Origin of the sequence: Vibrio aestuarianus (genome assembly GCF_028858425.1) — a bacterium.
Lineage (GTDB): Bacteria > Pseudomonadota > Gammaproteobacteria > Enterobacterales > Vibrionaceae > Vibrio > Vibrio aestuarianus.
On record NZ_JAKNYQ010000001.1, the window covers coordinates 750540 to 772574 of the forward strand.

Consider the following 22035-nt stretch of genomic DNA (forward strand, 5'->3'; position numbering starts at 1 on the left):
GATTTGTTGTTATCAAATAAAGTTCTCAATATCAATACGTTTACGTGTTGATACCAAACACATTCAAGTGTTCTTGGGAAAGCTTACTGCGGTAAGTTTTCAAAATTGAGTCCGGCAAAATCGAAATGTCTCTCGCTCATTCAATAAAGAGAGACACTAAACCTTGGTGACTTGTCATCAACACGAAACTTCTTCGGGTTGTATGGTTAAGTGACTAAGCGTACACGGTGGATGCCTTGGCAGTCAGAGGCGATGAAGGACGTATTAACTTGCGATAAGCGTAGATTAGGCAGTAAAAGCCACTTGAGTCTACGATTTCCGAATGGGGAAACCCACTAGCATAAGCTAGTATCGCTGCGTGAATACATAGCGCAGCGAGGCGAACTCGGGGAACTGAAACATCTAAGTACCCGAAGGAAAAGAAATCAACTGAGATTCCGAAAGTAGCGGCGAGCGAAATTGGACTAGCCCTTAAGCTTTAAATGATGCAGGTGAACACGCTGGAAAGCGTGGCAATAAAGGGTGATAGCCCCGTAACCGACACGTCATTCTAAGTGAAAACGAGTAAGGCGGGACACGTGATATCCTGTTTGAATATGGGGGGACCATCCTCCAAGGCTAAATACTACTGACTGACCGATAGTGAACCAGTACCGTGAGGGAAAGGCGAAAAGAACCCCTGTGAGGGGAGTGAAATAGAACCTGAAACCGTGTACGTACAAGCAGTAGGAGCAGGCTTTGTCCTGTGACTGCGTACCTTTTGTATAATGGGTCAGCGACTTATATTCAGTGGCAAGGTTAACCGTATAGGGGAGCCGTAGGGAAACCGAGTCTTAACTAGGCGCTTTAGTCTCTGGATATAGACCCGAAACCGAGTGATCTAGCCATGGGCAGGTTGAAGATTGAGTAACATCAATTGGAGGACCGAACCGACTAATGTTGAAAAATTAGCGGATGACTTGTGGCTAGGGGTGAAAGGCCAATCAAACTCGGAGATAGCTGGTTCTCCCCGAAAGCTATTTAGGTAGCGCCTCGGACGAATACTACTGGGGGTAGAGCACTGTTAAGGCTAGGGGGTCATCCCGACTTACCAACCCTTTGCAAACTCCGAATACCAGTAAGTACTATCCGGGAGACACACGGCGGGTGCTAACGTCCGTCGTGGAGAGGGAAACAACCCAGACCGCCAGCTAAGGTCCCAAATTACTACTAAGTGGGAAACGATGTGGGAAGGCTCAGACAGCCAGGATGTTGGCTTAGAAGCAGCCATCATTTAAAGAAAGCGTAATAGCTCACTGGTCGAGTCGGCCTGCGCGGAAGATGTAACGGGGCTAAGTAGTAAACCGAAGCTGCGGCTGCAATCGTAAGATTGTGGGGTAGGGGAGCGTTCTGTAAGCCGTTGAAGGTGTGTTGTAAAGCATGCTGGAGGTATCAGAAGTGCGAATGCTGACATGAGTAACGATAATGGGGGTGAAAAACCCCCACGCCGGAAGACCAAGGGTTCCTGTCCAACGTTAATCGGGGCAGGGTAAGTCGACCCCTAAGGCGAGGCTGAAAAGCGTAGTCGATGGGAAACGGGTTAATATTCCCGTACTGCTTATAATTGCGATGGGGGGACGGAGAAGGCTAGGTGGGCCTGGCGACGGTTGTCCAGGTTCAAGTGCGTAGGCTAAGAGACTAGGTAAATCCGGTTTCTTGTTAGGCTGAGACACGACGTCGAGCACCTACGGGTGTGAAGTCATTGATGCCATGCTTCCAGGAAAAGCCTCTAAGCTTCAGATTATAAGCAATCGTACCCCAAACCGACACAGGTGGTCGGGTAGAGAATACCAAGGCGCTTGAGAGAACTCGGGTGAAGGAACTAGGCAAAATGGTACCGTAACTTCGGGAGAAGGTACGCTCTTGGCGGTGAAGTCCCTAGCGGATGGAGCTACTGAGAGTCGCAGATACCAGGTGGCTGCAACTGTTTATTAAAAACACAGCACTGTGCAAAATCGTAAGATGACGTATACGGTGTGACGCCTGCCCGGTGCCGGAAGGTTAATTGATGGGGTTAGACTTAGGTCGAAGCTCTTGATCGAAGCCCCGGTAAACGGCGGCCGTAACTATAACGGTCCTAAGGTAGCGAAATTCCTTGTCGGGTAAGTTCCGACCTGCACGAATGGCGTAATGATGGCCACGCTGTCTCCACCCGAGACTCAGTGAAATTGAAATCGCTGTGAAGATGCAGTGTACCCGCGGCTAGACGGAAAGACCCCGTGAACCTTTACTACAGCTTGGCACTGAACATTGAACCTACATGTGTAGGATAGGTGGGAGACTTAGAAGCGCAGTCGCTAGATTGCGTGGAGTCGTCCTTGAAATACCACCCTTGTAGTTTTGATGTTCTAACGTTGGCCCCTAATCGGGGTTGCGGACAGTGCCTGGTGGGTAGTTTGACTGGGGCGGTCTCCTCCCAAAGAGTAACGGAGGAGCACGAAGGTGGGCTAAACACGGTTGGACATCGTGTGGTTAGTGCAATGGCATAAGCCCGCTTAACTGCGAGAATGACAATTCGAGCAGGTACGAAAGTAGGTCATAGTGATCCGGTGGTTCTGAATGGAAGGGCCATCGCTCAACGGATAAAAGGTACTCCGGGGATAACAGGCTGATACCGCCCAAGAGTTCATATCGACGGCGGTGTTTGGCACCTCGATGTCGGCTCATCACATCCTGGGGCTGAAGTCGGTCCCAAGGGTATGGCTGTTCGCCATTTAAAGTGGTACGCGAGCTGGGTTTAGAACGTCGTGAGACAGTTCGGTCCCTATCTGCCGTGGGCGTTGGAAGATTGAAGGGGGCTGCTCCTAGTACGAGAGGACCGGAGTGGACGAACCTCTGGTGTTCGGGTTGTTACGCCAGTAGCATTGCCCGGTAGCTAAGTTCGGAATCGATAACCGCTGAAAGCATCTAAGCGGGAAGCGAGCCCTGAGATGAGTCTTCCCTGGCACTTTAAGTGTCCTAAAGGGTTGTTCAAGACTAGAACGTTGATAGGTTGGGTGTGTAAGCGCTGCGAGGCGTTGAGCTAACCAATACTAATTGCCCGTGAGGCTTAACCATACAACACCGAAGGGGTTTTGTGGGCTCAATAGAAGAACATTGAATGTGAAGAACGAATTCAGCTTTCCGAATTAAAGAATTTGCTTGGCGACCATAGCGTTGCGGACCCACCTGATTCCATGCCGAACTCAGAAGTGAAACGCAATAGCGCCGATGGTAGTGTGGGGCTTCCCCATGTGAGAGTAGGACATCGCCAGGCTTTAATTTTAAAAAGCCCGTTTGAGAAAACGGGCTTTTTTAGTCCTCTTGGACGATATGTATATAGTGTGCTGATATGGCTCAGTCGGTAGAGCGCACCCTTGGTAAGGGTGAGGTCCCCAGTTCGATTCTGGGTATCAGCACCAGTTTTAAGCTCTGTAGCTAAAAAGAATTTACTTGGCGACCATAGCATTGTGGACCCACCTGATTCCATGCCGAACTCAGAAGTGAAACACAATAGCGCCGATGGTAGTGTGGGGCTTCCCCATGTGAGAGTAGGACATCGCCAGGTTTGAATTACGAAACCTCAGCAGAAATGCTGAGGTTTTTTGCTATCTAACGCACATCATTTAATTTCCAGTCATAGTGATAGCTAACGTCTCTTTTAGTATCTTTTAGAGTCTTATTATATCGTGCTAGATGCTGAAAAAGTTGCTGTTTTGTACCAAAGTCCTCAGAAAACCAGTCATAAATAGAAGAGAGTACCAATTTATCATTGGTGAGCTTTGCTCCTTTTTCACTATTAATAAACTCAGTTGCTGACTTTTCTAGCAACGGTTGAGTATTCTTAGCTGTGAAAGCTTGCTCTTGTAAGTTTGGGCACCCTAAACTGGCACAGTTGATAGCGTAGTGGGTACGTGGGTCTTTCCAAATCGGTCTTAAAATTCGATGTTCAATATCATTGAGAGTCAGTTCTTTTTGATTAATGTTAATGATCTTTTGTTCCCAAGGACCAAATGAAAACAAGCCTCCAAGTTTGGTGATGGATGAAATTGGGTAATTGTCGACTACCAAGTTAACTGTTAATGCGTTGTATAAATTAACCCAATAGGCATATTGTTCCGCTTTTGTGTATTCTCTTGGGTCAAGTTTGGATAGCTGTGAAATATATTGCTCTAAATGTGTCTTATCTTTTAAATTTACATTTTTATAGTCAAAGAGATTATTGTGATCGTCTTTGATTAAATAGCTATCAAGCGTTGTCTGCCAAACTTGATGTGAAATAGTCTGTGTGCTTTCTTCGTTACTGTGATTCCAGTAATCCCATAATTTCGATTTTGGTGCGGACAATACGTTTGTTGAACTAAGTGTTAAACATAATGCTAATAGATATTTCATTATTCACCTCTCATTTCATATCCTATATGACCTAGACAGCATTTGATAAATTTCAGATAAAATAAAAGGTTGATGTATTTACACCAACCTTTGAGAATCGAAAGTGATAATAACTATTTCAAAAAGTTAGGAATCTTTGCTTCATAAGCAGCGATTTTTGCTTCATGCTGTAGCGTTAAACCAATGTTATCTAGCCCATTAAGCAAGCAGTGGCGACGAAATTCATCAATTTCAAACGGGTATGTTTTGCCATTCGCTTTCACTTGCATTAATTCAAGGTCCACGGTTACTTGTGCGCCTTCATTTTCTTCTACAAATTGGAAAATCTCATCCACTTGTTGATCGGTAAGGCGTACTGGAACCATTTGGTTATTGATAGAGTTTCCATAGAAAATATCGGCAAAACTTGGAGCGATCATGACTTGAATACCGTAGTCCGCTAAAGCCCATGGAGCATGTTCTCTTGATGACCCACAGCCAAAGTTTTCACGGGCAAGTAGAATGCTTGCACCTTGATAACGAGGTTCGTTCATTACAAAGTCTGGGTTGGGCTGTTCACCTGCATCATCTAGAAAGCGCCAATCATGGAAAAGGTGCTTACCAAAACCGATACGATTAACTTTTTGCAAAAATTGCTTAGGAATAATTGCATCTGTGTCGACGTTCGCTGCATCAAGAGGAACGACCAATCCTGTATGTTGTTTAAAACCTGACATTGGTAATCCCCTATGAGTTTAATACTGAAGAATGAATATCACGGATATCGACAAAATGCCCAGCGATGGCAGCAGCAGCAGCCATTGCTGGACTCACTAAGTGTGTGCGTCCATCACGACCTTGCCGACCTTCAAAGTTTCGGTTTGATGTCGATGCACAACGTTCTCCAGCACCGAGTCTGTCATTATTCATCGCTAGACACATTGAACAGCCAGGTAAACGCCACTCAAAACCAGCGTCAATGAAGATCTTATCTAAACCTTCCTCTTCCGCTTGCGCTTTGACTTGTTCTGAGCCTGGAACAATCAGAGCCTGAACATGTGAAGCGACTTTCTTTCCTTTTGCTACCTGAGCTGCTGCTCGCATATCTTCAATGCGAGAGTTTGTGCAAGAACCAACAAAGACTTTGTCTACTTTGTAGTCTGATAATGATTTACCTGCTTCAAGTCCCATGTATGCTAATGCTTTTTCTGCTGATGCTTTTTCTACTGGGTCAGTAAAACTATCTGGAGATGGGATCGCTTCGTCGACAGCTATAACTTGCCCAGGGTTTGTACCCCAAGTGACCTGTGGCTTGATGTCTGCTGCGTTTAGGGTTACGACTGCATCAAACTTAGCGTCATCATCTGTTTTTAATGTTTTCCAGTACTCAATTGCTGCATCTAAATCGGCTGCTTGAGGAGAGAACTTACGTCCTTTTATGTAATCAAATGTGGTTTGATCGGGTGCGATAAGGCCCGCTTTGGCTCCAAGTTCAATTGCCATATTGCAGACAGTCATGCGGCCTTCCATTGAAAGGTCGGTAATCGCTTCGCCACAAAACTCAACGACATAACCCGTACCGCCAGCCGCTGTTGTTTTACCAATAATTGCTAAGACAATATCTTTTGCTGTAATACCAGGCGCGACTTTGCCTTTAACTTCTATTTTCATTGTCTTAGCGCGAGCTTGCTTCAGGGTTTGAGTAGCAAGTACATGTTCAACTTCTGAAGTGCCAATACCAAAGGCTAGAGAACCAAATGCCCCGTGTGTTGCGGTGTGTGAGTCACCACAAACGATCGTCATACCTGGTAAAGTGATACCTAGTTCCGGCCCCATAACATGCACAATACCTTGGTATTTATGGTTCAAGTCATAGAGGGTTACACCGAACTCTTCACAGTTTTTAGAGAGAGTTTCCATTTGGATACGTGCCATTTCACCCGATGCGTTGATGTCTTTGGTTGTGGTTGAAACGTTGTGATCCATGGTGGCGAAGGTTTTATTGACTTGGCGTACTTGGCGACCTTTTTCACGCAGGCCGTCAAAGGCTTGTGGGGATGTCACTTCATGTACAAGGTGTCGGTCAATATACAGGATCGGATTTTCGCCTTCCGCTGCGACAGCAACGTGAGCATCGTAGATTTTTTCGTATAAGGTTTTTGCGTGTGACATTGCTTCTTCCTTGAGCTCTGAGAGCTTTATAGAGTTCTAGGCAACAGCCTAGAACTACCAATTATGAATTTAAAATATACGTGGCAATCTTATCGCCCATTTCTGAAGTCGAAAGCGCTGGTTTACCGCCAGAGAGATCGGCAGTTAGCTCTCCTGCTGATAGAGCTTTAGACACTGCATTTTCGATATCTTGCGCAGCGTCTTCTTCGCCCAAACTATAGCGAAGCATGAGGGCTGCCGATAAGATTTGAGCCACTGGGTTTGCGATGTTTTTGCCTGCGATATCTGGCGCACTGCCACCTGCAGGTTCGTATAAACCAAAGTTGCTCTCATTTAGACTTGCTGATGGTAGCATGCCCATTGAGCCAGTTATCATTGCACATTCATCTGAAATTATGTCACCAAAAATGTTTGAACACAGCATGACATCAAATTGAGATGGGTCTTTAATTAGCTGCATTGTCGCATTATCAATATAAATGTGTGAAAGCTCCACATCTGGGTAATCTTTGGCAATGCCTTCAACGACTTCACGCCATAAAATAGAACTTTGTAGTACGTTTGCTTTATCTACCGAGCATACTTTCTTGCGACGTAGGCGTGCTGATTCAAAAGCAATTTTGGCGATACGTTCGATTTCGTAGCGATGGTACACTTCAGTATCAAATGCTTTTTCATTTGCTCCTTCACCTTCACGACCTTTAGGCTGACCGAAGTAGATCCCACCAGTGAGTTCACGGACGACGACAATATCAAACCCACGAGCCGAGATATCAGCGCGTAGTGGTGAGAAATCTTCTAAACCCGAATGGATTTGTGCTGGGCGTAAGTTACAAAACAGCTGGAAATGTTTACGCAGAGGAAGAAGGGCACCACGTTCTGGTTGATCGTTGGGTGGCAAATGTTCCCATTTAGGGCCGCCGACTGAACCGAATAATACGGCATCTGCTTCTTCACAACCTTTAACCGTACTTTCTGGTAATGGGCAACCATGGTTATCGATGGCAATGCCACCAACATCATGCTCTTCACGAGCAAAGCGAATACCATGTTTTTTTTCAATAGCATCTAATACCTTGTTAGCCTGTTGCATTACTTCAGGACCAATCCCATCCCCGGCTAGAACGGCAATTTTGTACGTTTTGTCTGTCATGTGAATCCTTTACTATTTTAATATTTGGGGTTCCTAAACAGAGCCTAAACCGATTTAGGCTCTGTTTCTAGGGACTTTAAACGGTTGCGACTTTCTTTTGCTTAATTTCTGCAATTTGGTCTGCGCGATGAATGCTATTGATAACGTGTAGTAGCGCTTGTCCTGATGCTTCTACAATATCCGTTGAAACGCCAGTACCGTGATATTTACGCCCTTTATAGTTGGCAATAATATCAGCTTGACCAAGGCCATCTTCACCTTCGCCTTTGGCGGTTAGGTCGAATTTATCCAACACAATGTCATAACCGGTTAGGCGGTAAATACATTGATATAGAGCATCGACAGGGCCATTGCCGACGGCGGCTTCGCATTTTTCTTCATCGCCACAAAGTAGTTTAATACTGGTGGTTGCCATGACACTACCAGATTGGACACTCAAATAATTTAACTTATAGAAATCATCTTCATCACGCAGATTAGAGAAGTGCATCAATGCTTCTAAATCGTAGTCAAATACCTGCCCCTTTCGGTCGGCTAACTTCAAGAAATCTTCATACAATGCGTTCAAATTGTATTCGTTCTCGTTGTAGCCCATGCTGTCCATATGGCTCTTAACGGCGGCTCTGCCACTGCGGCTAGTTAGGTTTAGCGCCTGATTTTTTAGACCGATGGATTCCGGTGTCATGATTTCATAAGTATTTTTATTTTTTAGCATTCCATCTTGGTGAATGCCCGATGAGTGGCTAAAGGCGTTGGCACCGACAATGGCTTTGTTGCTTTGAATTGGCATGTTGCAAAGCTGGCTGACCAATTTACTGGTGCGGTGGATCTCGTCATATTTAAGCCCAGTATGTACGCCCAATAACTCCTGACGTGTTTTGATGATCATCGCGATCTCTTCAAGAGAGCAGTTACCTGCGCGTTCACCGATGCCATTGATGGTGCCTTCAACTTGACGTGCGCCGGCTTGTACCGCTGCGATGGAGTTTGCAACTGACATTCCTAAATCGTCATGACAATGTACCGAAATGATGGCTTTATCGATGTTTGGTACGCGATTGAATAGAGTTTGAATGATACCGCCAAATTCACTCGGCACGGTATAGCCAACCGTGTCTGGAATATTGATAGTGCGTGCTCCGGCATCAATCGCGGCTTCTACCATTCGACATAAATTATCAATGGGTGTACGGCCCGCATCTTCACAAGAAAACTCAACATCATCGGTGTAATTACGAGCATGTTTTACTGCATTTACCGCCATTTCAACTACATCATCATAACTACGTCGAAGTTTATCCTGTACGTGGATTGTTGAAGTTGAAATAAAAGTATGAATACGAAAAGCATCGGCAACTTTTAAGGCTTCGGCAGCGGCATCAATGTCTTTGGCTACTGCTCGTGAAAGTGCACAGACTCGGCTGTTCTTAATATGTTTTGCAATGGTTTGTACTGATTCAAAATCACCAGGAGATGAAACAGGAAATCCCGCCTCAATTACATCGACACCTAAGCGTTCGAGTGCGTAAGCAATTTGCAGTTTTTCTTTAACGGTTAGACTTGCTGACAATGCTTGTTCGCCATCTCGCAATGTGGTGTCGAATATAATGACTTGATCGTTCATGTTTGCTCCCTCGTACCGATAGTTAATCGTTTACTTCCCAAATATAGTTATAAAAAAACCCGCATCTCAGTGCGGGTTTTTTGTAATCTTGTGTGGTGTTTTTCTTCCACAACCTACCCGCGCGAATGGTTCACGATAAGGAGCAGGCCCAGCAGGTTAGAAAAACAAAATGTCATAGTTAACATTCCACAAAATTAAGTTAACAAATTAGTACCGTACTCGACCTAACACGTCAACCATTAAGTTGTTTTTTTATGCATATCGGATCAGTTTTCATCAAAACGAGGTGAAAGTATAAATTAATCACTTGAGAAATAATGATTAATAATAAAAGTACTGATTCAAAATGCATCGCTCTATAATTAATCGGATGATTAATATCTAGGATATTGATATATGGCAGATACACTAAGAAAAGTCGGGCGGCCCAATGAAAAAACACAAGCACGAGAAGCGTTAATTCAACATGCCAGAGAGCTGTTTGTGGTGATGCCATATGACAAAGTATCAACACGTTTAGTGGCACAGAGAGCAGAAGTGAATGTGGCGATGATTCGATACTATTTTGGCAGTAAGGCTGGGTTATTTGAAACTATGCTGCGTGAGACCTTGATGCCGATGCAGCAGAAAATGCGAACTTTGGTTGCAGAGAGTAGCCATAAAAATCTGACGGAATTAATGCGAACCTTTTTTCATCAAATGATCAAAGCTCCACAGTTTCCGCGTTTAGTTTCGCAAGTTATGCATATGTCGCCTTCAGACACTCAACGTAAGTTGATGGAAAAAGTTTTCCTGGATGTAGCCAAACCAATGCTAGACGTGATATTTGAAAAACTGATGCAGCAAGGCGTTATTCGACCTAATGTTGATCCACAATTGTGCCGAATGTCGTTGATTAGTCTGATGGTCTTTCCCTTCATCGCTCCGCCAGCATTGCTTGCTATGCATGGCATTGAGTTAACCGATGATTTCATTAACCGCTTGTATGAACATAATATTTTACTTATGACGCAAGGGTTTATTCTACCCACACCATCTAAGGATTAATGATGAACATTAACCGCAAACTCCTTTTCTTTCCTGCTTTCGCTGTTGGTGTTGTTATTTTGGTTTTAGCTATCAATCTCCGTTCTGACTTACCAGTAAAACCAGCGATTGATCGTGCTCGCTTAGTTGAAACGGTACCTTTAGAGTTGAGATCGATGGCACCGTTGGTAATTGGTTTTGGCAAAGTTTCCCCAAAAGTTGAATGGAAGGCGATTGCTGAAGTTTCGGGTAAAGTGGTGTATCGATATCCGAGGCTCGAAAAGGGACAAGTGTTGGCTCAAGGTACCGAAATTTTGCGCATTGATCCTCTCGATTATGAGTTGAAGTTGACTCAAGCCGAGGCCGACCTTCAATCCAGTAAAATCTCGTTGTCGAAGCTGAATCAAGAAGAGCGGAATTTAAAACAGACGTTGAACATTGAGAAAAATCGTTTGGACATTAGCCGTAACGAATTGGAGAGAAAACAGAATTTATTCAAACGTGGTTTAACTTCTCAGTCTGATCTTGATCAACAGACTCAAACCACACTTTCGCAGCAGAAAGTGGTCCAAGAAATTGAGAATCAAATATCGCTGATGCCTGATGAAAAGAGAGTCGCGCACGCGGTGCTCAAGGTGAATCAGTCCAAATTAGAAGAGGCACAGCGCTTGTTAGAAAAAACCCGCATTATTTTGCCTGAAACAATGCGGGTGGCCGAAGTTGAAGTTGAACGGAATCAAGTGGTTAATGTGCAACAGATAATGGTGGTCGCTCATGGCATGGATATCATGGAAGTAGAAGCGCAGTTGTCTATTCATGATTTGCAGACTTTAGCGACTAGTATTGGCGAATCCAGCCTTGATGAATCCGGCATCCCTCTACCGAATATGAGTTCTATCAATGCCTATATTGAGCTCAACAGCGGTAACTTGCGTGCTCGTTGGTCTGCTAAAGTGGCGCGAGTCAGTGAAACGGTTGATCCTAGCCAAGCCACGGCCGGAGTGATTTTGGAGATAGCGCAAGATTATCGCAACCTGCAGCCCTCAAATCAGCCTCCTTTAGTGAATGGTATGTTTGTCAAAGCCGAGATTGAGGGACAGGAGAATCCAAGTTGGGTTATTCCAGAGCGAGCGTTGCACGGCGACAAAATTTACATTAAAGATCAAGATCAGCGTCTACAAATCAAACCAGTCAAAGTGCTTTATCGCCGCGATAATCAAGTGATTATTGACGGTGATCTTGAGCAAGGACTGCGCTTGATCTTAAACGATCTCTTACCTGCGATTGAAGGCATGTTATTACGTGAATCTAAGACTGAGGAGAGTATCCCATGATTAGATTCTTCGCTCGCCATCCAACTGCCGCCAATTTATTGATGATGTCATTGTTGTTAATTGGTCTCGTGTCGTTGCCGACCATTAAACGGGAAACCTTCCCTGAGTTTGACCCACATTATATTACTGCAGGTGTTGTCTACCCTGGCGCTTCACCACAGGAAGTTGAAGAGAGTCTATGCATGCGAATGGAAGATGCGGTTGATGGGCTAGCGAATATCGAAGAAACCCGCTGTGAAGCTATTGAAGGTTCTGCGCGTTTGATTCTTAAGTTGAATAAGAAAGCTGATATTGGTCGCATGCTGGTTGATGTGCAGACACAGATTAATTCGATTAACGATTTTCCAACGGAAATCGAATCGCCAGTCGTGCAGGAGTTAGATTGGAACGAGCCCGTTGTGGATGTCGCGATTACAGCCAATACCACTTGGCCTGAACTGAAAGCTTATGCAGAAAAACTAAAACGCATATTGAAGCTTGATTATGGTGTCTCACTGGTTTCAGTTAGTGGCTTTTCTGATCATCAATATCGAGTCGAACTTAATACTCAGGCCATTCGTCAATTGGGGTTGAGCGTGGGTGATATTGCCGAGAAAATTGGTAAACAAAACGTCAAATTGCCGAGTGGAAATATCGAAACTCAGGACAAAAATTTTCTGATCCGCTTTGATGAACGTCGTGTCACTCCTCATGAGCTTGAAAGCATTATTATCGCTGCAGGCGATAATGGGTCGATGATTCGCCTGAAAGATATTGCGATCATTACGGATCGCTTTGAACTTGATGAGCAAAAAGTGCTGTTTGATGGCAAAGCCTCAGCACTGCTCAAGATCAGTAAAAATAAAGAAGATGATGCACTGCGCATCAAAGAGCGGGTGAGCCAATTTGTTGAGGATCAACGCCAAGTTGCTCCTGATGGTGTCAGCTTAGATATGACGAATGATCTCTCATCCGTGCTGTGGGATCGTCTAACGATGATGGTGCGTAATGGTTGGCAGGGGATTGTGCTAGTTTTTGCCACCATGTGGCTATTCTTTAGCTTTCGCTATTCATTTTGGGTTGCAGCTGGTCTGCCTGTTGCCTTTCTTGGTGGGTTATTTCTAATGGCAAACCTTGGTTTGTCAATCAACATCATGTCATTGGTTGGGCTGTTAATGGCGATCGGCATTATGATGGATGATGCGATTGTGATTGCTGAATCCATTGCCGCTCACCTAGAACGAGGACAAAAAGTGGATGAGGCAGTTATTAATGGTGTCAATAAAGTGTTGCCCGGAATATTATCCTCATTTTTGACCACTGTTTGTATTTTTGGCAGCCTGCTATTTCTCGATGGTGAAATGGGCGCAGTGTTAAAAGCCGTGCCGCAAGTATTAATTTTAGTGCTATCTCTTAGTTTGGTTGAAGCTTTTCTTATCTTACCTAATCATCTTGCTCACTCCTTAAAAAAGGAGCGTAAAGAGCACCAAGTTTTCAAATTTAAAGTGTTGCTACTGGAGCATTTTGAACGATTCCGTAACACCACTTTGGTGAACGCTGTCGAAAAAGTTATTCAATTTCGTTATGCCTTTCTAGGTGCGGTGTTTGCTTTGCTGCTTACTTCGGTTGCATTGATTGTCGGCGGGGTAGTTAAGTTTCAGCCTTTCCCTGAAATGGATGGTGATATCGCAGAAGTACGAATTATTTTGCCCCCTGGCTCTTCATTGAGCCAAACAGAAAAAGTGGTGGCAAAAGTGGTTGATTCAGCTCGGAGACTCAACCACGAGTGGAGTGAAAAAGTAGAAAATGGAGTTAACCTTGTTGATCATATTACCACTCAATTTAATGTAAACCGTGATGCAAATGAGTCAGGGCCACACCTTGCGACAGTGAGGCTGGATTTACTTGGTGCTGAAAGTCGCAATACCTTAATTGATCAATTTATTGATGCTTGGCGACAAGATGTAGGAGAGATTGCGGATCCTATTTCCATGGTTTACAAACAGCCGACCATGGGACCGGGAGGAAGAGCAATTGAAATCCGTGCGAAGCATGATGATTTAGCAGCACTCAAAGCGGCATCTCTAGATATTCAGCAATACCTGAATCAATTTGATGGAGTGCACGGTGTACTTGACGATATGCGTATGGGTAAAGAAGAGATTTTAGTGAAATTGCTGCCTGGCGCTGAAAGTTATGGCGTGAATGGGCAAATGATCGCTGGGCAATTACGGTCTGCATTCTTTGGGCAAAATGCTGATGAAATACAGCTGGGGGTGGAGAATATCACCATCGAAGTGCGTTTAGATAAGCTAGAGGCGGCCGATCTTCAACAGTTGGCCAATTTTCCTATTATCATGCCTGATGGTAGCCAACTTCCCTTAGTATCGATTGCGACACTACAATTTCAACGTAATTATGTGCGTATTCAACGAGTGGATGGTCTAAGAACGATCAGTGTTTTTGGTGATGTAGAAAACAGTAAAGCCAGTTCATCGGCAATTATTGCGCAATTTCAGCGTGACGAAGCGCCGCGCTTAATCGCGAAATATCCAGGTTTGCGTTTTGATTTTGAAGGTGAAGCCAAAGACACCGCTAAGACTGGCAGTTCAATGGGCAAAGGGTTCTTGATCGGGTTATTTGGTGTGTTTGCGATTCTCAGCTATCAGTTTCGTAGTTATTTAGAGCCAGTGGTTGTGATGGCGGCTATTCCACTGGCCTTTATTGGTGTGGTTTGGGGGCATTTATTACTTGGCCATTCGCTCAGCATGCCGAGCATTATGGGTTTTGTTTCATTAGCAGGGATAGTGGTGAATGATTCCATTTTGTTAGTGCAATACATTCGTCACCATGTTGATGACGGTGAATCAGTACATGATGCAGTGGTTAAAGCGAGTCGGGAACGATTTCGCGCGGTATTTCTAACATCGGTCACAACTGCCGCTGGGTTGCTGCCCTTACTATCGGAAACTAGTTTGCAAGCTCAAGTTATTCAGCCGCTGGTTATCTCTATTGTATTCGGTATTTTTGCCTCAACGTTACTGGTGCTATTTATGGTGCCTGCGGCGTACGCAATTTTAGCGGATTGGGGCTTGGTTAAGAAACACCAACATTTTTAAGCCCTATCGATAAAGTGTATCTCTAGCTCTTTTGTGAATGGAAGGGCTAGAGGGAGTAATGTAAATTCATTCATTTTCAAACAAATGATCACGTATTTGTCATTTTAAATTTTTACGTTTAGAGCGTACGACGTTTATTAAATGACAGGAGTCACTTATGCGTGCCATCGGACAGATCATTAAGTTTGACGTAGCGTTTTCGCTATTTTGCTTACAACATCGTTTTAGCCAACCTGTGGCGCAGCTTAGTAAAGCTATCTCCCATACTGGAGATGGACATTTATATGCTGTGCTGGGAGGAATTGCATGGTGGTTAGATCCTATCCACGGATCTTTCTTCCTGATTGCCGGTTTAATTGCGTTTGCAATTGAACTTCCCATTTATTGGGCGCTAAAAAATAGCTTTCAACGCCGTCGACCTGAAGAATTTTCCTCATCTTTTACTGCATTTATTACCCCCTCAGACCGCTACAGTTTGCCATCAGGTCACACTGCGGCGGGTTTTGTTATCGCGACTTTAATTGGTCACTATTATCCCCATAGCTACGATTTCGCAATCACTTGGGCATGCTTAATTGGCGCATCTCGCATTTTACTTGGGGTTCATTTTCTAACTGATATCGTGATTGGTGCCGTGCTTGGTGTGAGTAGTGTGCATATTGCTTTATGGCTGGTGGAGAGAACGGTTTGAAAATTTTGTATGGAGTGCAAGGTACAGGAAATGGTCATATTGCTCGCTCTCGAGTCATGAGTGAAGCGTTTAAACAGACAGATATTGAAGTGCAATTTCTTTTTTCTGGTCGAGATAAGGCAAAATATTTTTCGATGGAGAGCTTTGGTGATTATCAAACCCGACGTGGCTTTACTTTTGAAACAGAGCAAGGACAAGTCAACTATGTTAAAACGGCACTCAATAATAATTTGATGACATTCTACAATGAGGTCCGCCAGTTAGACCTTTCAGCGTATGATTTAGTAATTAATGATTTTGAACCGATTTCAGCATGGGCAGCGAAACGGCAAGGTATACCGTGTATAGGCATAAGCCATCAAAATGCTTTTCGTCATCAAGTACCAATCAAAGGGGCGAGTTGGTTGGATAAGACGATCATTGGACGCTTTGCACCTGCTGATTACTATCTCGGGTTGCATTGGTATCATTTTGACCAACCGATCCTTCCTCCTATTGTTTATCGTTCAGAGCAACATACATCTAACGAGCATTTTATTTTAGTCTATCTTCCCTTTGAAAATGTTGATGACATGCTTGAACTGCTGTGCCGTTTTTCAAAACAAGCATTTGTGTGTTATCACCCATTAGTGGTTGAAGAGTGCCATATTGAAAATGTAGAGCTACGTCCACTGTGCCATCAAGGTTTTCAATCTCATCTACATCGTTGCGATGGTGTTATTGCCAATGGGGGTTTTGAATTGCCTTCGGAAGCACTTTCTATTGGCAAAAAACTATTGCTTAAACCACTAACTGGTCAGTTTGAACAACAAAGCAATGTTGCGACACTTGAGAATCTAGGACTTGCATCATCAATGGATTTTCTGGACCCCTCGGCATTACGCGATTGGTTAGATGAAAAGCAGGTTGAGCGAGTGACTTATCCTGATGTTGCTAAAGCGATTGTCGAATGGGTACAACAAGGGCAGTGGGATAATCATCATGACTTGAGTCAATTGCTATGGCGACAAGTCGATTTTCCCACCTATGTTAAATTTAGCTAATATTGACCACAATTCTGATTTTAAACCGCAATCAATCAACCCTATGAATAAACGTCAAGTATGGAAGCCAATTAATAACTGTGCTCAATGCATTTGGTAAAACGTATAAATTTATGTGTTTTACGCTTTTTTATAAAAACACATCATACTGATTAATAAAGGGAATCTTTAAGGATGGATAAAAAAAACTGATATTTTATCAATCTTGTTGCTAATCGATAAATGCTTAGCAGATAGTAGCCTCCAGCCCAGTCATTGCTGGGTATGTATAACAATCACAGGTTATCTATTTCTAAGATATTAACTTTGACTATGTTGACGATAACAACAAGAGGCGTCCCCAAATGTTAGATAAAAAAGATGCAATGAGCGCTATTGCTAGTTACCGCATGGAAAGCACATTACGTGGTGTGGATCTAAACCTGCTGACTGTTTTTGATGCAGTAATGCAAGAACAGAATATTACTCGTGCAGCCCACAACTTGGGTATGTCTCAACCAGCAGTGAGTAACGCTGTTGCACGTTTAAAAGTGATGTTTAATGATGAGTTGTTCATGCGCCAAGGTCGAGGTATCCAACCGACACAACGTGCTCGTCAGTTGTTTGGTCCGATTCGCCAAGCACTACAACTTATTCGTAATGAGCTTCCAAGCTCTGTGTTTTCTCCAGAAACTTCGACTCGTTTATTCAAACTGGCGATTTGCAGCCCTTGTGATATGCGTTTTGCTCCAAGAATAATGTCTTCAGTGCATGAGCAGGCACCATCAGTACAACTTCATCTTGATGCGGAATTTGACCGTTTATTAGCTGAGCGTATGCGTTATCAAGAAATTGATTTCGTGATTGATTATGCTCGCTTTGATGAGCAAGGTTTCTCAAGTACCGAAATTTTCCAAGATGAATTAGTTGTGGTCGCTGCAAAATCTCACCCACGCATTGATGGTTTGGTTACTCCTGAAACACTGCTTAACGAAAAGCATGCCAAATTATCTCGAGTTCATGGTCAACGTAGCTTCTCTGAACAAGCTTATCGTGAACTAGACTGTGTGCCGTATTATGAAGGTACAAGCTTAAGTAATGTTCTGTACGTGGTTGGTCAGTCAGAATTGGTAACGATTGCTCCTCGTTGGATGGTAGAAAATGCAGCTAATCGCGATCAGCTACAAATTCTAGACTTCCCATTTGAAAATGGGCAAATCAGTGGCTATCTGAGCTGGCATGAATCAAGCGAAAAAGACAAAGGTCACATTTGGTTACGAGATCAATTGATGATGATTTGTGGTGAAGTTGTCGCATTAAACTAGGCTTACTGTATAAACTTAGTGGCTTGCTGATACTAGCCTGACGTCTCTTTAGCCTTGAACTAGAAATGCTAGTTCAAGGCTTTTTTATATAGAGAATTAATTGATAAGTTTGATATCCGTCAGTTGCCTTTTTCGCTTTCAAATGTACACTTGTGCGCTCAAAAAGCTTACATGTGTAAGCCATAGGTAAAAATGATGCCCAATTTAAATTTTCATATCGTAAAACGAATCCGTGAACAGATAGCTAAAGGCTGTGATCGCGTTGCTCTAAAACACAAAATAGATAAAGAGTGGCACGGGATTAGTTGGAAGCAATTTGGACAACGTATTGACGCGATGTCGCTTGCACTGTTATCTCAAGGGATAAAAATCCAAGATAAGATCGGGATTTTTTCTAACAACATGCCGCAATGGACCATTGCGGATATTGCTTCGTTACAGCTTAGAGCGGTAACCGTTCCTATTTACCCAACCAATACCGCTGATCAAGCTAGCTATATTGTGCAAGATGCTGATGTAAAAGTGCTGTTCGTTGGTGAACAGGAACAATACGATGCAGCGATGAGCTTTTTTGACGAGTGTGAACAGCTCGAATTGATTATCGCCATGAGTGATAATATTGATCTTAAAGGGTTTGCCTCTGCAACTCACTGGCACTCTTTTGTTGAATCGTCGGCAGAGGAGCAGCAAGCTGAATTAGTCGCTCGTCTTGAGCAGCTCAATATGGATGATTTGCTGACACTTATCTATACCTCAGGCACAACAGGACAGCCGAAAGGCGTCATGCTTGACTACGCAAACATTGCCGCTCAGCTTGAGGGACATGATGAGAGATTAAATATCTCTAACGATGATGTCTCACTATGTTTCTTACCGTTGTCACATGTTTTTGAACGTGCTTGGACTTTTTATATTCTATATAGCGGTGCAACTAACTGCTATTTGCAAGATACCATGCAGGTACGTGATGCTTTGGGCGAGATAAAGCCAACCGTCATGTGCGCAGTACCGCGCTTCTACGAAAAAATCTTTTCAGCCATTCATGAAAAAGTATCAAAAGCACCTTTGATTAGAAAAGTACTTTTCACATGGGCGGTGAATATGGGGGCGAAGATGGCGTTATGTCATCAAGAAAATCGTCAACCTTCGTTGTTGCTTAAGAAAAGCTACACCCTTGCTGACAAACTTGTGTTATCAAAATTGCGTGCTTTGCTTGGTGGAAATATTAATTTTATGCCATGTGGTGGCGCTAAGTTAGATGAAACGATTGGGCGATTTTTCCATGCGATAGGTATCAACGTAAAACTTGGCTATGGAATGACGGAAACAACGGCTACGGTATCATGTTGGGATGATAAATGTTTCAACCCTGATTCGATCGGTATGTCGATGCCTGGTGCGCAAGTCAAAATTGGTGAAAATAACGAAATATTGGTACGCGGTCCGATGGTGATGCGTGGCTATTATAAGATGCCAGAAGAAACCGCACTGTCGTTTGATGAGCAAGGCTTTTTGAAAACAGGCGATGCAGGGCATATTGATGAACAAGGGAATCTGTTTATTACTGACCGTATTAAAGAGTTAATGAAAACCTCTGGCGGTAAATACATTGCACCTCAGGTGATTGAAGGCGCTATTGGTAAAGATCATTTTATCGAACAAATTGCAGTCATTGCTGATACGCGTAAGTTTGTCTCGGCCTTGATCGTTCCTTGCTATGATAGTTTGGAAGAGTATGCGAAAGAGCTAAACATCAAATATCATGACCGACTTGAGCTGATTAAAAACAACCAAGTGGTTGAGATGCTAGAAAAGCGCGTCAATGATTTACAAAAAGAGCTGGCTAAGTTTGAGCAAGTGAAGAAGTTCAAATTATTACCGAAAGCTTTCTCAATGGACAAAGGTGAACTGACTCCAACGCAGAAATTGCGTAGGAAAGTGATTAATGATCGCTATCAAGATGAAATTGAAGAAATGTACAAAGAAAAGTCGAAACGCGATTAATTTTATCTAAGATAAATATTCAGTTGTTTAAAAATCCTCCATATTGATAGGTCTTCTATTTTGTGGGGGATTTTTTTGTTTTAATGGTATGGATAGAGGATTCGATTCCTTTAATCTACTCATTTTTTTGATGTTCAGTAGTGTTGGTTGAGAAATTTAACGCTTTATTTTGTTTTATTTTATTATTATTGAACTGATTTTTGGTGTTTGGTCGAGATAGTTATCTGAATTTAGCCCTTGCAACCTGATATTCTCCGAAATGTGCGCTATTGAACGTTAGACCCGATGATAAGAAAGGGTTAAAGTTGTTGCGTTACCTTGTTTTTTGTTATGACAAGAGCAAGACATAGCCGAAAGTGGAAAGTTTTCGAATTAGGCTACGAATAAGCCCTAGACTATGTAAAACCAGACCAATTCACTGACCATGTGAATGGCAACTGGTAAGGAGAAAAGATGGCAATGTTATCGGAAGAAAAGATGTTATCTGGTGCAGAGATGGTGGTTCAATCTCTGATCGAAGAAGGTGTAGAACAAATATTCGGCTACCCTGGCGGTTCCGTTCTTGATATCTACGACGCACTGCACGCCAAAACCGACCAAATCAAGCACGTACTGGTTCGCCATGAACAGGCTGCGACTCATATGGCTGATGGCTATGCACGCGCAACAGGCAAAGCTGGTGTTGTGTTAGTTTGCTCTGGGCCTGGAGCAACCAATACCGTTACAGGTATTGCTACTGCCTATATGGATTCCATCCCAATGATCGTTATCTCTGGCAATGTGCCAAATAACCTGATTGGTAACGATGCTTTTCAAGAATGTGACATTGTTGGTGTCTCTCGACCTATCGTAAAACACAGTTTTTTGGTCAAAAAAGCAGAAGATATTCCTGAAACGATTAAAAAAGCTTTTTACATCGCATCCACAGGGCGCCCTGGTCCTGTTGTGATTGATTTACCTAAAGATGTGATGAACCCGCAGATCAAGCTTCCATACGCTTACCCTGAATCAATCAAGTTACGCTCCTATAACCCAACAATGTCTGGTCATAAAGGGCAGATAAAAAAAGCGTTGAAAGCATTATTAGAAGCAAAAAAACCAGTGTTATATATTGGTGGTGGTGCTGTTATTTCAGGGGCGGATCAATACATTCTAAAACTAGCAGAAACACTAAATTTACCTGTTGTTAGTACATTAATGGGGTTAGGTGCTTTCCCGGGAACTCATAAAAATGCGTTAGGTATGCTTGGTATGCATGGCATGTATGAAGCAAATATGGCTATGCATAACGCTGATTTAATTTTTGGTGTAGGGGTACGTTTTGATGACCGTACCACTAATAACCTTGAGAAATATTGTCCTAATGCGAAGATCATGCACATCGATATTGATCCATCGTCAATCTCTAAAAACGTTCCGGTTGATTTACCGATAGTTGGTTCAGCTGATCAAGTATTAGAAACCATGCTCAATTTGCTGGTGGAACAAGGCGGCACCAATGATCAGCAAGCGCTCGAACAATGGTGGCAAGAGATACAAGTGTGGCGTGATCGTCAATGCCTTACTTATGAAACCTCTAGTGAACGGATTAAACCGCAGCAGGTTATTGAAACCTTACATAAACTAACTAATGGTGATGCGTATGTCGCATCGGATGTCGGTCAGCACCAGATGTTTGCGGCACTGTATTATCCATTCAATAAGCCGCGCCGATGGATAAATTCTGGTGGTTTAGGCACGATGGGTTTTGGTTTACCTGCGGGCATGGGTGTTAAATTCGCTATGCCAGAGGAAGAGGTCGTTGTTGTTACCGGTGATGGCAGTATTCAGATGAACATTCAAGAGCTGTCGACAGCATTGCAATACGATATCCCAGTTAAAATTATCAACCTCAACAACCGTTTTCTTGGCATGGTAAAACAGTGGCAAGACATCATTTATCAAGGCCGTCACTCTAATTCTTATATGAGTTCTGTACCGGATTTTGCTGCCATTGCGGAAGCCTATGGACACGTCGGAATTCGCATTTCAACACCAGATGAACTGGAAGCGGGCCTCAAAAAAGCGCTCGATATGAAAGATCGATTGGTGTTTGTTGATATCAATGTGGATGAAACTGAGCACGTGTACCCAATGCAAATTAAAGGCGAAGGGATGGATAAAATGTGGTTAAGCAAAACGGAGAGAACCTAAT

At 43.4% G+C, this 22035-nt stretch carries 13 protein-coding genes, 1 tRNA gene and 3 rRNA genes; 12 read left to right on the plus strand and 5 right to left on the minus strand.

Annotated elements, in window-relative coordinates; translation table 11 throughout:
• Positions 1–204 precede the first annotated feature (204 nt).
• The 4 genes from MCT08_RS03665 (at position 205) to rrf (MCT08_RS03680) (ending at position 3586) form a co-directional block, all read left to right on the plus strand.
• Positions 205–3096, plus strand: a 23S ribosomal RNA gene (locus MCT08_RS03665).
• 83 nt (positions 3097–3179) lie between these two features.
• Positions 3180–3295: ribosomal RNA gene (rrf, locus tag MCT08_RS03670) — 5S ribosomal RNA — on the plus strand.
• Between the two features lie 69 nt (positions 3296–3364).
• Positions 3365–3440 (plus strand) — tRNA-Thr (locus MCT08_RS03675).
• 30 nt (positions 3441–3470) lie between these two features.
• A 5S ribosomal RNA gene (gene rrf, locus MCT08_RS03680) occupies positions 3471–3586 on the plus strand.
• A 44-nt stretch (positions 3587–3630) separates the two neighbouring features.
• Here the strand turns inward: rrf (MCT08_RS03680) and MCT08_RS03685 are convergent.
• The 5 genes from MCT08_RS03685 to leuA form a co-directional block, all read right to left on the minus strand.
• Positions 3631–4413 carry a DUF547 domain-containing protein gene (locus MCT08_RS03685; RefSeq protein ID WP_171979755.1) on the minus strand — a complete coding sequence of 261 codons (783 nt, stop codon included), beginning with the start codon at positions 4411–4413 and terminating at the stop codon, positions 3631–3633.
• Positions 4414–4526: 113 nt separating this feature from the next.
• Positions 4527–5129 (minus strand): 3-isopropylmalate dehydratase small subunit, encoded by a 603-nt coding sequence (gene leuD / locus MCT08_RS03690; RefSeq protein ID WP_053310701.1) that lies wholly within the window; start codon positions 5127–5129, stop codon positions 4527–4529.
• Between the two features lie 10 nt (positions 5130–5139).
• Positions 5140–6564 (minus strand): 3-isopropylmalate dehydratase large subunit, encoded by a 1425-nt coding sequence (gene leuC / locus MCT08_RS03695; protein WP_053310702.1) that lies wholly within the window; start codon positions 6562–6564, stop codon positions 5140–5142.
• Between the two features lie 61 nt (positions 6565–6625).
• Positions 6626–7717: a 3-isopropylmalate dehydrogenase gene (leuB, locus tag MCT08_RS03700; RefSeq protein WP_053310703.1), complete on the minus strand. Its 1092-nt coding sequence runs from the start codon at positions 7715–7717 to the stop codon at positions 6626–6628.
• Positions 7718–7793: 76 nt separating this feature from the next.
• Positions 7794–9341: a 2-isopropylmalate synthase gene (gene leuA, locus MCT08_RS03705; protein ID WP_172532243.1), complete on the minus strand. Its 1548-nt coding sequence runs from the start codon at positions 9339–9341 to the stop codon at positions 7794–7796.
• Positions 9342–9737: 396 nt separating this feature from the next.
• Here leuA and MCT08_RS03710 point away from each other — a divergent pair, with 396 nt between their 5' ends.
• From MCT08_RS03710 to MCT08_RS03745, 8 genes are all read left to right on the plus strand, one after another.
• A complete protein-coding gene (locus MCT08_RS03710; protein ID WP_274677905.1) occupies positions 9738–10388 on the plus strand; it encodes a TetR/AcrR family transcriptional regulator in 651 nt (216 codons plus the stop codon).
• 2 nt (positions 10389–10390) lie between these two features.
• Positions 10391–11701 (plus strand): efflux RND transporter periplasmic adaptor subunit, encoded by a 1311-nt coding sequence (locus MCT08_RS03715; protein WP_274677906.1) that lies wholly within the window; start codon positions 10391–10393, stop codon positions 11699–11701.
• A complete protein-coding gene (locus MCT08_RS03720; protein WP_274677907.1) occupies positions 11698–14799 on the plus strand; it encodes an efflux RND transporter permease subunit in 3102 nt (1033 codons plus the stop codon). The genes MCT08_RS03715 and MCT08_RS03720 overlap by 4 nt, the downstream gene beginning before the upstream one ends.
• A gap of 157 nt (positions 14800–14956) precedes the next feature.
• A complete protein-coding gene (locus tag MCT08_RS03725; RefSeq protein WP_053310708.1) occupies positions 14957–15490 on the plus strand; it encodes a phosphatase PAP2 family protein in 534 nt (177 codons plus the stop codon).
• The gene (locus tag MCT08_RS03730) at positions 15487–16533 is read left to right on the plus strand and encodes an MJ1255/VC2487 family glycosyltransferase (RefSeq protein ID WP_338062561.1); all 1047 of its coding nucleotides are present in this window, start codon (positions 15487–15489) and stop codon (positions 16531–16533) included. The genes MCT08_RS03725 and MCT08_RS03730 overlap by 4 nt, the downstream gene beginning before the upstream one ends.
• Positions 16534–16877: 344 nt before the next feature.
• Entirely contained in the window at positions 16878–17837 is a 960-nt protein-coding gene (gene leuO, locus MCT08_RS03735; RefSeq protein ID WP_053310710.1) for a transcriptional regulator LeuO, read from the plus strand.
• A 195-nt stretch (positions 17838–18032) separates the two neighbouring features.
• Positions 18033–19841, plus strand: a complete 1809-nt coding sequence (locus MCT08_RS03740; protein WP_274678645.1) for an AMP-dependent synthetase/ligase — start codon at positions 18033–18035, stop codon at positions 19839–19841.
• Positions 19842–20294: 453 nt separating this feature from the next.
• The gene (locus tag MCT08_RS03745; RefSeq protein ID WP_053310712.1) at positions 20295–22034 is read left to right on the plus strand and encodes an acetolactate synthase 3 large subunit; all 1740 of its coding nucleotides are present in this window, start codon (positions 20295–20297) and stop codon (positions 22032–22034) included.
• The last annotated feature ends 1 nt before the right edge of the window (position 22035 follow it).